General features: G+C 63.6%; 10 protein-coding genes. 2 read left to right on the top strand and 8 right to left on the bottom strand.

Annotated features, from left to right (window positions below):
- A partial coding sequence (locus BJQ90_RS09190) for a response regulator transcription factor (protein ID WP_226759984.1) occupies positions 1-241 on the top strand: 241 nt, incomplete at its 5' end.
- Between the two features lie 10 nt (positions 242-251).
- Here BJQ90_RS09190 and BJQ90_RS09195 read toward each other — a convergent pair.
- The 5 genes from BJQ90_RS09195 to BJQ90_RS09215 form a co-directional block, all read right to left on the bottom strand.
- A complete protein-coding gene (locus BJQ90_RS09195; protein ID WP_226759985.1) occupies positions 252-1,073 on the bottom strand; it encodes a hypothetical protein in 822 nt (273 codons plus the stop codon).
- 128 nt (positions 1,074-1,201) lie between these two features.
- The gene (locus tag BJQ90_RS09200; protein ID WP_226759986.1) at positions 1,202-3,556 is read right to left on the bottom strand and encodes a hydantoinase B/oxoprolinase family protein; all 2,355 of its coding nucleotides are present in this window, start codon (positions 3,554-3,556) and stop codon (positions 1,202-1,204) included.
- A gap of 64 nt (positions 3,557-3,620) precedes the next feature.
- Positions 3,621-5,747 carry a hydantoinase/oxoprolinase family protein gene (locus tag BJQ90_RS09205; protein WP_226759987.1) on the bottom strand — a complete coding sequence of 709 codons (2,127 nt, stop codon included), beginning with the start codon at positions 5,745-5,747 and terminating at the stop codon, positions 3,621-3,623.
- Positions 5,748-5,774: 27 nt separating this feature from the next.
- The gene (locus BJQ90_RS09210) at positions 5,775-6,215 is read right to left on the bottom strand and encodes an acetone carboxylase subunit gamma (protein WP_264197139.1); all 441 of its coding nucleotides are present in this window, start codon (positions 6,213-6,215) and stop codon (positions 5,775-5,777) included.
- 49 nt (positions 6,216-6,264) lie between these two features.
- The gene (locus BJQ90_RS09215; protein WP_226759989.1) at positions 6,265-8,193 is read right to left on the bottom strand and encodes a hydantoinase/oxoprolinase family protein; all 1,929 of its coding nucleotides are present in this window, start codon (positions 8,191-8,193) and stop codon (positions 6,265-6,267) included.
- A gap of 265 nt (positions 8,194-8,458) precedes the next feature.
- Here BJQ90_RS09215 and BJQ90_RS09220 point away from each other — a divergent pair, with 265 nt between their 5' ends.
- Positions 8,459-8,626: a hypothetical protein gene (locus BJQ90_RS09220; RefSeq protein ID WP_226759990.1), complete on the top strand. Its 168-nt coding sequence runs from the start codon at positions 8,459-8,461 to the stop codon at positions 8,624-8,626.
- Positions 8,627-8,658: 32 nt separating this feature from the next.
- Here the strand turns inward: BJQ90_RS09220 and BJQ90_RS09225 are convergent, their stop codons facing one another.
- The 3 genes from BJQ90_RS09225 to BJQ90_RS09235 all read right to left on the bottom strand — a co-directional run bounded on the left by BJQ90_RS09225 (position 8,659) and on the right by BJQ90_RS09235 (position 13,441).
- Positions 8,659-10,188: an FAD-dependent oxidoreductase gene (locus BJQ90_RS09225; RefSeq protein WP_226759991.1), complete on the bottom strand. Its 1,530-nt coding sequence runs from the start codon at positions 10,186-10,188 to the stop codon at positions 8,659-8,661.
- Between the two features lie 85 nt (positions 10,189-10,273).
- A complete protein-coding gene (locus BJQ90_RS09230; protein ID WP_264197146.1) occupies positions 10,274-11,563 on the bottom strand; it encodes an FAD-linked oxidase C-terminal domain-containing protein in 1,290 nt (429 codons plus the stop codon).
- A 192-nt stretch (positions 11,564-11,755) separates the two neighbouring features.
- Positions 11,756-13,441 (bottom strand): L-lactate permease, encoded by a 1,686-nt coding sequence (locus tag BJQ90_RS09235; protein WP_226760038.1) that lies wholly within the window; start codon positions 13,439-13,441, stop codon positions 11,756-11,758.
- Positions 13,442-13,803: the final 362 nt, after the last annotated feature.

The following is a 13,803-nucleotide window of genomic DNA, read 5'->3' on the forward strand; positions in this document are numbered from 1 at the left end:
CACCCCCACCACCCGCCCGGCCACTTCGTCCGTTCCGGAACCGGGCTTGTCGCAGCGCGAACAGATGATCCTGCGTCTCGTCGAGAAGGAACGGTCCAACCGCGAAATCGCCCAGGAGCTGCATCTGGGCATCGACACCGTCAAGTGGTATCTCAAAAGCCTGTTCAACACCCTCGGCGTCAGCGACCGAAGGGCCTGTGTCACAGAGGCCCGACGGCGGCACCTGCTCCCGTCGAAGTGACCAGCGGCAGCTACCCCAGGGTTTCCAGCCTTGCCAGTACGCCTTCCGGCGAAGCGGCGCTGGGAATCTCGCCGAGGTAGAAGTCCCCGGCAGGGAGTGCCACGTCCGGTTCCAGCCAGAACTCTGCAGGGATATAAGCGCCCACCGCGGCGTCCCCCTGCAGGCGGGCCCGGTCGTCGTCGAGCTGCCCCAGCGTCCAACGGTAGTTGCCGGCCAGATTGGCAACCGGAGTGTAGGCCTCCAGGGGAACGTGCACGCCGCGGGAGGCACCGGCAGGGGTCCGGTTGTCCAGTAGGAGGCCGGCGATGGGGAGTCCCGCGAAGGCCCGGAGCCAGTCACTGACATACATGGAGGCATTCTCGGCGTTGTCGGCGTCGAGGCCGTCCGCGTTGTCGGCGCCCGAGAAGTGGTGTGTTGCGATGAGCCACGCCATCGGCGACGGGAAGCGGAGCACCACAGGCTGGCGTGCTGTCTTGGTGAACACGGTAACGAAGTCCAGCACCGCCCGGTTGAGGTCGTCGTCGCCCAGCAAAGTCCTCAGCGCGAATCCCGTCCGGGATCTGGCCGACATGGCGGTCTCGACCCCGGTGTTCCCGGTGCTCAAATGACCGTACAGCCGGTTCAGGTCCAGGAGCGCCACGTCCGGCCGGAGCAGCCCCTGTGCCTGGGCGAAGAAAGCCGCGTATGCGGTGGCGTTGTCCCAAGGGACGGGGCGGCCGCGAAGAATCACGGAGGCTGCGTACTCGTGGTGGTCGAACACCACAGCTTTCGACCGCCCCGACGGAGGGGAGGCAACAACGTTGGCGAGTGTGGTGGCAGTGGAAGTGGTCATGACGTCTTTCTCCAAACTTTGGCGGATAGCGGCCTTCAGCGCCGCACCGTCCTGAAATCGGAGGATGCGGCGCTGAAGGCTTCTGGTGTGGCTGCGTCCCGTCCCGGGCCGGGACGTGCCGTAACGGGCTAGGACTTGCGGTGGACGACTTCCCCGTGCTTGAGTTCGAGCTCGCGGATCCGGTCCTCCAGTGCACTGATCTTGACTTCCCTGCGGTCCGGAAGCATGATCAGCGGCAGCTTGTCGATGGTCGCTTTGACCCGTTCCGGCCCGTTGTTGGTGAAGTGGGTGGCGGTGAGCTCCTCCGTGTCGTCGCCCCAGGACCCGTAGTAGAGCAGATCCTTCGGGGGTTCGGTCTTTACGTAGCCCTCGAGGAACTCCTTGTACGGCTTGCCGCGGGCGATCCGGGCCTGCCGCGAGTCATGGCGCAACTGGGTGGTTGCCTCTTGGTCCACCACGAAGGTTTCCGGGTCCCAGACGACGCCGTAGATGCTGGTGGCGACCTTCGGCGAAATACGGCCGAGTTCCAGATCCTTGGCCACGGCTTCCGGATCACGTTCCAGAACATCGCCGTACCCGCCGCCGGAGCCCTGCGCGATCATGTACATCTCGCCATCCTTGGCGACGTCGAACTGCAGCCCCATATGGGCAGTGGTGTATTTACCGCCCTCGTAGGGCTGCTCGTTCATGATCCGTTCCATGGACAAGTCGAATTTGCTGGAGTCCTTGCGGATGATGTCGTAGATGTTGATGCCCTTGACCATGGCCAGCGGGGTCGTGCTGCAGCCGTAGCCGCCGAACATTCCCGTGACGGACGAGAACTTTGACCCCGAGGTAACGGTCATGAAGCCCCACATCGGTGTTCCCTCGGCGGCAACGATCATCTCGTAGCCCATGCCGCCGCTGTTCTTGCCGAAGCCCTGGTTGTCGCGGACGATCCGCTTGCTGACCAGCTGCATGAAAGGAACTTCCTCTTCCATGACTTCCTGTTCAGCCGTGTCGGCCATGGCGCAGAACAGCGGTGACACGGCGTCTTCACCGTCGCGGAATGCCTTGGCGCCGCCGCCCATGCCGTTGAGGTCGGCACACAGGTTACCCACCTGGTCCCCGTGCTGGGTCAGGCCTCCCCAGAGGAAGGTGTTGATCTGGTTGAACCACGGGGCCAGGACATTGGAGAACTTCTCCGGGTTGGAGAACTGCATCTTGGCAAAGGCTGTCTGCAGGGCAGAGAATCCCCGGAACGACGCCTGCAGCGACTGCCCCATCGGAGCATCGTAACCAGCGTCGGCCCAGGTGTGTTCATCCGAGATGATGTCGATGGGCGACATCGCCGAGGTGCATCGGGGCAGGTCAGGCCACCAGAACGCCAGGATCGCCTGCATCATCATCGACTTGACCGAGCACAGCGGGGAGTTGATGGCCCGGTTGAGGATTTCCGGACCCGTGCCCCTGAGGTCCACGGTCATTTTGTCGCCCTTGACCGTCACCTTGCAGGCGAACTTGATCAGGATGTTCTCCTTGAGCGTGGAGTCCATGAACTGGTTGAAGGACACGGTCCCGTCCGGGAGTTCACTGATGCGGCGCTTGACTTCCTGCTCCACGTCTTCGACGGTGACCCGAAGGGCGGCGACGAAGGTCTCCACTCCCACTTCGTCGATGATGCTGTCGACGCGTTCCTGGATGCGCTGGACGGCACCGATCTTGACTTTAAGGTCGGCCAGTTGCAGCTTGGGGTCGCGGACCGAGTGCTGCAGGAACGTCAGCAGGTCCCGCCGCAGCTCGCCCTTCTCGACGATCTTGAACGGGGACATCCGGAGTCCGTCGTCGAACGGGGTCTCGGAGCCTGAAGGCATTCCGCCGGGCTCGCAGGCCCCGTTCTCGCCTTCGTGAATGGTCGCGGCGACCCAGGCGATGATCTTTCCCTCGCGGAAGATCGGCATGATCATGGACTGGTCCGTGTTGTGGACGTTTCCGTACCGGGCATCGTTGTGGATGAATCCGTCGCCGGGGTTGATCCCGACCGTCGGCTCGTCCTTCCAGTACTTCATGATGTAGCGGATCGGGTGATGCAGGATCGCCGAGAACGCGATTACGCCGTGGCAGGACAGGTAGGTGACGTCGCCTTCCGCGGTGTAGATCGCTGTAGTCAGGTCCCCCCATTTGGCGCCGGGTGCGGCACCCATGGCCTCGCACATCTCGTAGCCCTCATCCAGGGCGCCGGCCAGGCGCTTGCGGATGCGGTCCACCTTGATCGGGTCCACACCCTTGGAGATGCACTCATCCTCGTAGGCGGACCGGGACGTGATCTGGTGGCTTCGCATGATGGCCGGGTCCGGGCCGAGGAAGAGGGTGGTTTCGTCCATGAACTGGTCCACCCACTGCTGCTCCTGGGCGGTCAGCGGCTGGGAAGTATCTCCGGCGGTATCTCCGGCTGTATCTCCGGCTGTGCCAGAAGTGCTGGGTTCATTTGCTGTAAGCGTCATTGCTGTCGAGCTCCTTCAATGGGATTAGCTGGAAGGTCTGGATGGGGATCCGCGAGGCGCGGGATCAGTCTTTGAGGAACCACACGGCTCCTTGGGATGTCGGTTCCAGTCGCCAGGCCGGTTCGACCAGGTACGTGGTGTTTTCCGTGGTGACGATGGCCGGGCCGTGGATGACGTGCTGGTGGTGCAGGGCCTCGGCGTCGTACACCGGGGTGTCCACGGCTCCGTCGATCTTCACGAAGTGGACCTGCCGCGTGCCGACCGGGGCAGGCATGGTCCTGTCATGTCCGGAGTCGATCGAATCGAACTTGACGACGTCCCCGTCCACATAGGACGACACCCTCACGGTCTGGGCCCGGATGCCGGCCTCGGGAGCCTGGCTGCCGGCACCGTAGCGCTTGCCGTAGATATCCGAGAACGTCCGGATCAGGTGCAGGACGTCGGCGACGCCGCTCACGCGGTTGATGTCGAAAACGACGGCGGTGGTCACCAGCTGGTTGCCGTAGCGCATGTCCATTTCGAGGCTGTAGCGGATGTCGGCGGCGTCGTACCCCTGGCGGATCAGGTCTTCCTTGCCCTTGGCTTCGAGCTCCTGGATCACATTGTTCAGCTCGTCGTAGCTCTGGTAGAGGCTGCGGTCCGTGGGGTTGTAAAGCACGACGTGGGAGCCGCGCTCGTGGATGTGGAGGGGTTTCATGTTGCCGGCGCCGCAGGCCGAGAATACCGAGGAAAACGGCGGCGCGAGGATCCTGCGGATGCCGGCGTGATCGGCGATGCCGCAGGCGTGCAGGGGTCCGTTGCCGCCGTAGGCCAGCATGGTGAAGTCTTCCGGGAGGTATCCCCGGACCCGCAGCTCCTTTGCCATCCCGATCGCCATCTGCTCGTCAACGGCATTCTTGATGATCTTGGCGACCTGGATGGTATCCATGTCCAGGTCATCAGCGAGGACCTCGTCGATTGCGTACACGGAACGCTTTTTGTTCAGCTTGATGTAGCCGTTGGCGTAGTTGTCCGGGTCCAGGTACCCCAGCACCAGGTCGGCGTCCGTGACCGTCGGGCGGAGGCCGCCGCGGTCGTAGCACGCGGGGCCCGGATCCGAGCCCGCTGATTCCGGACCGATCTGGACCGCGTGGTGGATGCGGTCATAACTGGCAATCGAACCGCCGCCCGCACCCAGTGTCAGCAGGTGGATCATGGGAACCGAGACCAGCCACCGGCCGATGGTCGGCTGGAAGTCGTAGTGCTTGACTCCGCCTTCCGGGACCAGGCCGATGTCGAAGGACGTGCCGCCCATGTCGGTCGAAATCACGTTTCCCAGACCGGTGCTGTGGGCCAGATGCTGGGCAGCGCCCACGCCGGCGATGGGGCCGGAGTGGATGGTCTGCAGGGCATCCGTCGAGTTGGACTGGGCCATGCCGCCCGAGTTGTGGATAACAAGCATGGGCTTGTCGTACCCGGACGTGCGCAGGTTGTTGGACAGCTGCCCCAGCGCGTGGAACATGATCTCGTGCAGGAACGCGTCCACGATCGTCGAGGTCGCCCGGACGTACTCGCCTTTTCGGCCCGACACCTGGCTTCCCAGCAGGACGGGGATGGCCCCGAGCTCGTGGGCCGGGTACTCGTCGAGGATGATCTCCAGGATCTGCTGCTCATGGACCGGGTTCTCGGTCGAGTTGACCAGGGAGACCACGATCGCTTCCGCTCCGCCGTCCACGAGTTCGCGCACCTGGGTGCGGACATCGTCTTCCATCAGCGAAACGACCACCTTGCCGGCCGAGTTGATGCGTTCCTTCACCGACCGGATCAAGGCACGGGGCACGAGTGGATCAGGGCGGGTGGCATCGGGCATGTTCTGCTGCTTGGAAGGGTCCAGGCCCTCGCCGTAGCCACGGCCGCGGGAAAGCGGGATGGTGTCCTCGAAGCCGTGGGTGACGAGTGCCCCCACACGCGGGCCTTTGCCTTCGATCAGGGCGTTGGTGCCGAGCGTGGTGGCATAGCGGACGGAATCGACTTCCTTCAGGACGAGGTCCCGGTCCAGGCCGGCGCGTGAGCAGGCGAGGTCGAGCGCTTCGTTGAAGCCTTGGGCCAGGTTGTGGTGCGTTGTGAGCGCCTTTGCTTCAACGTACTGGTCTTCCCAGGCAAAAAAGCAGTCGGTAAATGTGCCGCCGATGTCGACGGAGATTCGTTTCATGACCAGTGGTCTCCTTTATTCCAAGTACTAGCTGAACGAATGGGGGGAATGGTTGTGGGTGTTGTGGGAGCCGAGGGCCGGGGCGAAATCGGCGACCGCCTCTTCGCCGGGTCCGTAGTTAATGACGACCTCAGGCTTGGTACCGCGCTTGGTCCATGTTTCGCGGAGCGAGTCGATGTCCCACAGCATGTCCACCGTGGGCGGGTGTCCCGGCGGTACGTACTCCGTTTCCAGCTGCGTCCCGCAGCCCGGGCAGTAGAACTCGAGAATCCTGCAGAAGGTGGGGTCCGGAGCGAACGTGAATTCGTACTTCTCCGGGTCCAGGATGGACTGGTGGATTTCCGTGGGGTCCCGGTCGTAGACCAGCGTCCCCTCCTTGTAGTTGCCGCGGGCCTCGCCGAGGTCCTGGTTGCATACCCTGCAGTTCCACCGCTCGGTGTCGAGATCGATGATCAGATATTCCGTCATTGGAATTCGCATAGCGTGTCTCACCTGTTTTCTTGCTGGTTGTGTGGGGTCACTTCTGGAGGGTGTCTGTGAGCATGAGGTCGCCGGAGACCGTCACGTCGAAGACCCAGCCATGCGGCACTCGGGCCGTGAAGTAGGGGCCTTCGACGATTGCCGGGCCCGACGCCGATGCCCCGGCCGTTTGGCTGTCCAGGTCGAAGACCTGCACCGAGTCCACCTTGTCCACGGCGGAGCGGACCTTTCGGGTGGAGGCGGCGACGGCGGGCGTCTTCGCCACCGATTCGGCCCGCCTGATCGATGCGTGCGGCAGCTCGTACCGGGCAGTCAGGGTCAGCATGGTGTTGTGTTCGCTGGTGCCGGGCTGCGGATCGGAAGCCAGGTACGGCAGCTCGGAAACCAGCTGGCCGTCGGCGTCTTCCAGCACCACGTTCCATTCGAGCCGGCATTCGTCAATTTCGTGGCCCTCCTGGAACATGTCCCGCGTGGCCCGGGCCAGCAGCGCCGCCTTGGTGGCGCCGAAGTCCTGAGCGTCCATTCCGGCGACATTCGCCTCGTAGGTCTGCGCAATGTCAGAAAAGCCGATTCCGAAGGCTGAGAAGACCGCGGCCATCTTAGGTACCAGGACACGGCGGACGCCGGCGATCCGCGCGGCACCGCAGGCGCTCATCGGTCCGGCACCTCCGAACGCAGCCACTGTTGTGGCCGCCGCATCCTCGACGTCGGCGGCGAAGGACTGCGCCATGCGATGGAAGTAGGCGGCCTCCATCCGGATCAGGGCGTCATTGAGGGTGATCCCCAACGGTTCTGCGATGACCTCGGTGATGACCGCGCGGGAGCGTTCCGCGTCCAGGCTGAAACCTCCGTCGAGGTAGGTGTCCGGATCGAGCACGCCGAGCAGGAGATTTACGTCCGTGATAGTGGCCTGCTTGCCCCCAAAACCAAAACAAGCAGGACCCGGTGCAGCTCCGACGCTCTCGGGGCCGACGGTGATGACGCCGTCGCGCAGGGCGATGACGGAACTGCCTCCCACGCCGCTGGAGTGGACATTGCTCATTTCGAATGAGACCGGTACTCCCTGGATGGAGCCCCGGCGGTCCGTCGAGATGGTGGAGTTCTTTACCGAGCCGACGTCCGTGGTGGTGCCGCCGACGTCGATCATGAGTACGTGCGCGAGCCCATAGGCCGCCGAGAGGGCCTTGGTCCCTTCCAGGCCGCCGCGGGGGCCGGACGAGTAAGTCTTCAGCGCGACGGACTTGGCCACCCGTGACGAGGCGCCGTCATTGCGGTAGATGAGGAGCGGGTTCTTGACCTTGTGGTCACGCAGCCGGTGCTCGGTGCTGTACAGGAACCGCTCCATGGTGGGATGCAGGAAGGAGTTGATGATTCCGGACCACACCCGGCGGGCCTGGACGATGTCGGGCGTGAATTCCCAGGAGAACAACATGGGAACCGAGCCCAGCAGGTGGCGGGGGAACTTCCGGAGCAGAACGCCTTTGACCGCTTTCTCCTTGTCGCGGTCCGCCATGGCGATGACAAGCCGTGCGGCGCCGTCGGTCGTCAGCCGGTTGACGTGCTTGACGATTTCCTGGGCGAGCTCCTCCACGTCCTGTTCGGCGTTGATGACTGCCACCCGCGTGCCGACGAGGTCGTCGAACAGCTCAGCTGCCGCTGCCCCGCCGCGGAGTTCGCCGGCCAGCGTGGGGCTGTCCGTGAGGATGCCAATCCGGGGACCCTTGCGCTCGACGAGGGCGTTCGTGCCCTGGGTGGTGGAATACCGGATGTGACGGGTGGAGTGCAGAAGCCCGGGGAGATCCTCTTCGCCGAAGATCTCCTTGGAAGCTTTGGCCATGCCGTCGAAGAGACACTGGGAGAGGTCAAAGGGCGTCGTGAGGGTCTTCGTAAACGAGAAATTCTCACCGTCCCAGACACAAATATCGGTCAGTGTCCCACCGTTGTCGATGTTAATGAGCCGTTCCATTGATACTCCTTTGTATGTTGAGGCGCGGTGACACCAGCGGCGTATTCCTCGACTTGGGACTGTGATCCAAGCCACATTGAGGACTGGTTTCAGTGTGGCTCAGCAGCCGGAGTGGCCCGCTACTACCTTCCCGGGTGGACTATTCGCGGCCCTGGGCGGCTACCCGGGTGGTCCCCGCCAGTCGGCCGTCTGTCAGACACCACTCTGGCCGGGGGGCCCACAAAATATTTACCGGTCCGGCCGGGGTCTTGCCTTGAGGATGACCATGACCGAGCTGCCCACCACAGCCACCTCCGGACCCGGCTGGTCGGCATTCTTGCCCGCGACTTCGGATGCCTCCGGCGCCGTACTCCCCTACCTCTTGGGGTTGGAAGGCATCACCGCACTGATCGTCGCCGGCATCATGGTTGGCCTGGCGAGCTGCCGGTTATAGGGGTCGCCCCGCGCGAACCCTGTGAGTCGAAATCAGCTTCGTTTCGGGGGCGCGGGGCGGGAGGCGAGGTTGGTACTGGCGGGACCCTGAATGACGGAGCCGTCGGTGGCAAACCGGGAGCCGTGGCAGGGGCAGTCCCAGGTCACATCCGCCGCGTTGAACTCGACAGTGCAGCCCAAGTGCGTGCAGATCGCCGAGACCGACCGTGATTTGCCGGCCGGATCAGCGTAGACGGCGATCTTTTCGCCGTCCTTTTCGATGACAACCCCCTCCCCCGGGGCAGGAACTATGGGAGCATCCTTGCCTTCCGGGCGGGGCGCCGCCTCTTGTATCAGGGGCGGAGTCGTACCGCTCTGGCCAGCAGGCCCCGGCCCCCCTGCCGGGGGCTTCCGGTTGCTGTCGAATACACGCGCCCACGGATTGGGCCGGCCGCACAAGGTGTCGGCGAGGATGAGGGCCGCGGCGGTGCCGTTAGTCAGGCCCCATTTCCGCAAACCGGTGATCACATGCACGTGGGCGGAGGCCGGGGACATCGGGCCGACATACGGCAGCCCGTCAACGGGGATGCCGTCCTGGGTGGACCAGCGGAATACCGGCTCACCGCTGCCCAGACGGTCACGGCTGAAAGCGGCCAGGCGTCGATAGCGCTCCGCCGTGTCGCCGGAGTCCTCCGCCCGGTGGCCTTCGCCTCCGGCGAGCACGTAACCTATACCATCGATGTCAACGGCCAGAATCGAACGCATCGGCTCGTCGACACTGATGTACGTCCCCTCCAGCGGCGCGGATCCCGCCCGGCTGGCGACGAGGTAGGAGCGGTGCAGGATGTTCCGCGCAGCAAAGCTTCCCTGGTCGCCGAAAGGCACATTGGTGGCCACAATGACGTCCCGCGCGCGGATGCTTCCCCGCTCCGTTTCCACGACAACCGGCGAGCCGTCCCGGAGCGCCAGCGCCAGCGAATCCTCAAATACAAAGCTGCCCGCGCCATCGACCGCGCGCGCAAGGCCCTGCAGGTATCTCACAGCGTGGAGCTGCGCCTGATTATCAAAGCGGACGGCGCCCTTGACCGCGAAGGGCAGCGGCACGTCGGCGGTAAAGATGGAAGGAAGGCCGAGCCTGGCGGCCAAAGCGGCTTCATTCCGGACGAGGCTCAGGGCCTCGTCGGTTTCGGCGTAGGTGAAGTTGGGTACCCGGCGGAAACCGCAGTCGATGCCCTCAGCAGAGACGACGCGCGCGATGTGCTCAACGGCGGCCTGGTTCGCCTGCCCATAGCTGCGCGCAGCGTCAGGGCCGTGGCGCCCGGCAAGCTCGGTGTACACCAGGCGGTGCAGCGACGTCACCTTACCGGTGGTGTGCCCCGTGACGCCTGTACCCACACGCGCCGCCTCAATCACCGCCACCGATTGGCCGGCCCGTTTGAGCGCCAGCGCAGCAGTCAGGCCCGCAACGCCCCCGCCGATCACTGCGGTGTCGACATCGATGTCGGTGCCGAGCGAGGCATAATCCGTGCCCTCCGCTGTGGCGATCCACAGGGAAAGGGACTGACCTTGCGGCTTCTCACTCATACCCGTGCCCTCCTACGAGCACACCATACTGCTGTGAGCAGCGACTTGTCCCCCGGTGCCCCGTGTCAGCTGCAGTTCGAAACCCCTAGATTGCCTTGCCCGGGTTGAGGATGCCGAGCGGATCAAATACCTTTTTGATGGCGTGCTGCAGCTCGAGGGAATCGCTGCCCAGTTCGTCGCGCAACCAGTCACGTTTCAGGATTCCAACTCCGTGTTCCCCGGTGAGTGTGCCGCCCAGGCTCCGGGCCAAATGAAACATCTGACCAAGCGCGGCTTTCGCCGGTCCGTCCGTGGCGGATTGGTCTGCGTCAAGAACGATCATCGGGTGCAGGTTGCCGTCGGCGGCGTGGGCAACGGTAAAGATCCGGACTCCAGTGCGGTGTGAAATTTCCTCGATCCCGACGACCATCTCGGCGAGGCGTCCGCGCGGAACACCGACGTCACCTATGCAGACGTTGCCCAACAACTCGAGGGAAGGAATGGCCTCTCGACGCACTCTCAACAGTTCGGCGGTTCTTTCCGTGTCGGTGGCCTTTTCATAGGACAAAGCGAGGGGTGCAATGGCCTGAATCAGCACCTCCTGTTCAAGGAAGGCCCCGTACCCGTCAGTCTGAGCGAGGAGGAAGGCACCCCCGCGGCTTCGATAGTCGGTCCCCAATGCGGCATCAACGGCCGACAGGGTCCCGCCGTCCATCAGCTCCAGCACGGAGGGCGTGATGCGTGAAGCAATGATGGCCGAAGCGGCTTGGGCAGCGGTAACGATATCCGGGAAGAATGCCGCGACGGTTGCCGTCGCCACGGGGAGCGGCCGCAGACGCAACGTCGCTTCAACGACGATTCCTAGCGTCCCTTCGGATCCAATCATGAGGGCGTTGAGGTCATACCCGGTGACGCCCTTGATCGTTTCCCGGCCTGTCACAAGGAGCCGCCCGTCCGGTAGGACAACCTTCAGTGCCAGGACGGATTCACGCGTGACGCCGTACTTGGCGCACCGCATGCCGCCGGCGTTGGTGGCAATGTTTCCGCCGATGGAGCAGATGGCGGTGCTGGCAGGATCCGGGGCGTAAAAGAGACCGTGTTCGCCGGCGGCGGCGTTGACCTCTGCGTTGAGGATGCCGGGCTCGACGACGACGATCTGCTCCAACGGATCCAGGCGCAGGATTCGGTTCATGCCTGACAGATCAAGGACAATCTCGCCTGCCCTGGCAGCCGAACCGGCAGCCAGGCCGGTACCGGCACCCCTGGCAACAATGGGGACGCTCCCCGCCGTCGCGCGGACCATTGTCTCAACGACGTCGTTGATGCTGGTCGCGTACACGACACCGTCCGGCAGTGTATCGGGCGTGTACCCGGACCGGTCCGTATTGACGTTCATGCGGTCAGCCTCGGCAGTCGAACCGCGCCGGGCTGCGGCGACAAGCCTCGCCCCGGCCTCTGAATTGATCTCGCTAACGTGAGTGCTCACAAGGCCTGCTCTCTTTCGGATACTTTGATTTTGCTCAATTTGGCGTAGCCCCGGTCACGTGTCGGCTGCCTGCAGGCTGCCGCACCGGACCTTCGGTGTCCCCTAGGGAACCATCCATCCCAGGACCGGGGTGGACTGCAGGACAATGAGGATGGTGATGAACGCCAGGAGTGCCAGGCTCCAGCCGATGAGCTTCCGGAACAGAACGCTCTCCGCCCCGTCCAGCCCAACAGCGGCGGAGGCCACGGCCAGGTTCTGCAGGGACAGCATTTTCCCCAACACCCCTGCGGAAGAATTGGACGCCGCCATCAGCGTTGGCGAAAGGCCCGTCTGCTGGGCGGCGGTGACCTGCAACTGCCCGAACAGTGAGTTGGACGAGGTGTCCGAGCCGGTGAGTGCAACGCCGATCCATCCGAGCAGCGGGGATATAAAGGCGAAGAAGCCACCAGCGGACGCCAGGGCGATTCCCAGTGAGTTGGTCTGCCCAGAGACATTCATGACAAACGCCAGCGCAAGAACCGAGGTGACGGTCACAATAGTCCATCGCAGCTGGGACAGTGTGTCGCGATAGATCCGGATACCCCGACGGGGTGCAAGCCTGTACAGCGCCATAGTGATCATTCCCGAGATCAGCAGCAGCGTACCGGTGGCCTTGAGATGGTCAAGTTTGAACTTGTGGGCGGAGACCGGGTGCCCGTCAGGATCCACGGCGTCCAGCCCGGGCCATTCGAACGTGACTGACCCGACGGACGTGAGCCAGGATTTCACAACCGGGATTTGTGCGATGGAGAACACGGCCATAATGATCAGATATGGGGCAACAGCCATCCACACCTCGCCGTTGGGCGGCCTCACAGCGGCGCCACCGGTTTTTTCGGGCGTGCCGGCCTGTGCGGCCGCACCGCCTCGGCTCACGCCGCCCAGACCGGAGGACGTTCCATATCCGGTGCGGGTCTGCTTGCCAGCGCTAACAAGCGCTACGTCGGCAGCGTCGCTGCCCGCGACGTCGTTCATTCCGATAATCTCGGCCGGCTGCCAGAACCTCAGCATGAGCAGGACCGCCGCAACGGTCAGAATTGCGGCAACAACGTCGGTGAGCTCAACCACGAAGAAGTTGGAGGCAAGGAATTGCGCCAGTCCGAAGACAATGCCTGACACCAGGGCCACCGGCCAGGTTTGCCGGAGGCCACGCTTGCCGTCAACGATGAAGACCAGGATGAGCGGGACGAGGACCGCGACGAAGGGTGTTTGGCGGCCCGCCATCGAACTCAGGTCATGAAGCGGGATGCCGGTAACCCCGTTGAGGGCAATAATCGGAGCGGCCATCGCCCCGAATGCCACGGGGGCGGTATTGGCCAGCAGCGCGACGATGGCTGACTTCAGTGGTTTCATACCGGCAGCCATGAGCATCGCCGCCGAAATGGCAACCGGCGCGCCGAAGCCCGCCAGCGCCTCGAGCAGCGCGCCGAAACAGAAAGCGACCAGGATCGCCAGAATGCGGAGGTCATTGGAAATGGAGCGGATGGTCCGGCCCAAAACCTCGAACCAGGGCGTGTCCACGGTGAGCTTATATACCCACAAGGCGTTGATGAGGATCCACAGGATCGGAAACAGGGCATAGAAAGCGCCTTGAGCACCGGCGCTGAGCACCTGGCCGAACGGCATACGCCAGCCCACGATGGCAAGCACGATGGACAGCAACAGGCTCGCGATGGCCGCCTTGGGCGCCCTGACTCGAAAAACCCCGAGAAGGACAAAAAGCAACAGCAGTGGAAGTGCGGCCACCATGGCTGAGAGGGCGAGGGAACCCGCTATCGGGTCGATGACTTGCTGAAAGGGCTCAAACCTTGGACTCACAAAAACTCCTTTGTTTTTTCCGAGCAAACGTTGGGCTCTGCGAGAGCCCAGTGGCAAGCAACCCACTCAGCTCATACAATTCCGCATTGTGAAAGTAATCTTTCAGTTGATCGAGGGTACGTGCGATTCAAATCACAGTCAACAGCTGATCTCCGGTGCGGCCCTGCATCCTGCCCCGCGGGGCAGGCGGCGTTGACAGGCGGGCAGGCGCTGGCTAGGTTCTATATATTGGTAGTTTATTTCCACATTACGAGAACTGCAGAAGGATGGTCGGTATGCCAAATCACTTGGAG

The organism is Arthrobacter sp. SO3, from assembly GCF_020532825.1.
Taxonomy (GTDB): domain Bacteria; phylum Actinomycetota; class Actinomycetes; order Actinomycetales; family Micrococcaceae; genus Arthrobacter.

What these genes read in the sequence shown, in the direction of transcription:
- BJQ90_RS09200 (WP_226759986.1), bottom strand. Translation starts at nt 3,556, where the DNA reads ATGACGCTTACAGCAAATGAACCCAGCACTTCTGGCACAGCCGGAGAT.
- BJQ90_RS09220 (WP_226759990.1), top strand. Translation starts at nt 8,459, where the DNA reads ATGACCGAGCTGCCCACCACAGCCACCTCCGGACCCGGCTGGTCGGCA.
- BJQ90_RS09225 (WP_226759991.1), bottom strand. Translation starts at nt 10,188, where the DNA reads ATGAGTGAGAAGCCGCAAGGTCAGTCCCTTTCCCTGTGGATCGCCACA.
- BJQ90_RS09230 (WP_264197146.1), bottom strand. Translation starts at nt 11,563, where the DNA reads ATGAACGTCAATACGGACCGGTCCGGGTACACGCCCGATACACTGCCG.
- BJQ90_RS09215 (WP_226759989.1), bottom strand. Translation starts at nt 8,193, where the DNA reads ATGGAACGGCTCATTAACATCGACAACGGTGGGACACTGACCGATATT.
- BJQ90_RS09235 (WP_226760038.1), bottom strand. Translation starts at nt 13,441, where the DNA reads ATGGTGGCCGCACTTCCACTGCTGTTGCTTTTTGTCCTTCTCGGGGTT.
- BJQ90_RS09210 (WP_264197139.1), bottom strand. Translation starts at nt 6,215, where the DNA reads ATGACGGAATATCTGATCATCGATCTCGACACCGAGCGGTGGAACTGC.
- BJQ90_RS09205 (WP_226759987.1), bottom strand. Translation starts at nt 5,747, where the DNA reads ATGAAACGAATCTCCGTCGACATCGGCGGCACATTTACCGACTGCTTT.
- BJQ90_RS09195 (WP_226759985.1), bottom strand. Translation starts at nt 1,073, where the DNA reads ATGACCACTTCCACTGCCACCACACTCGCCAACGTTGTTGCCTCCCCT.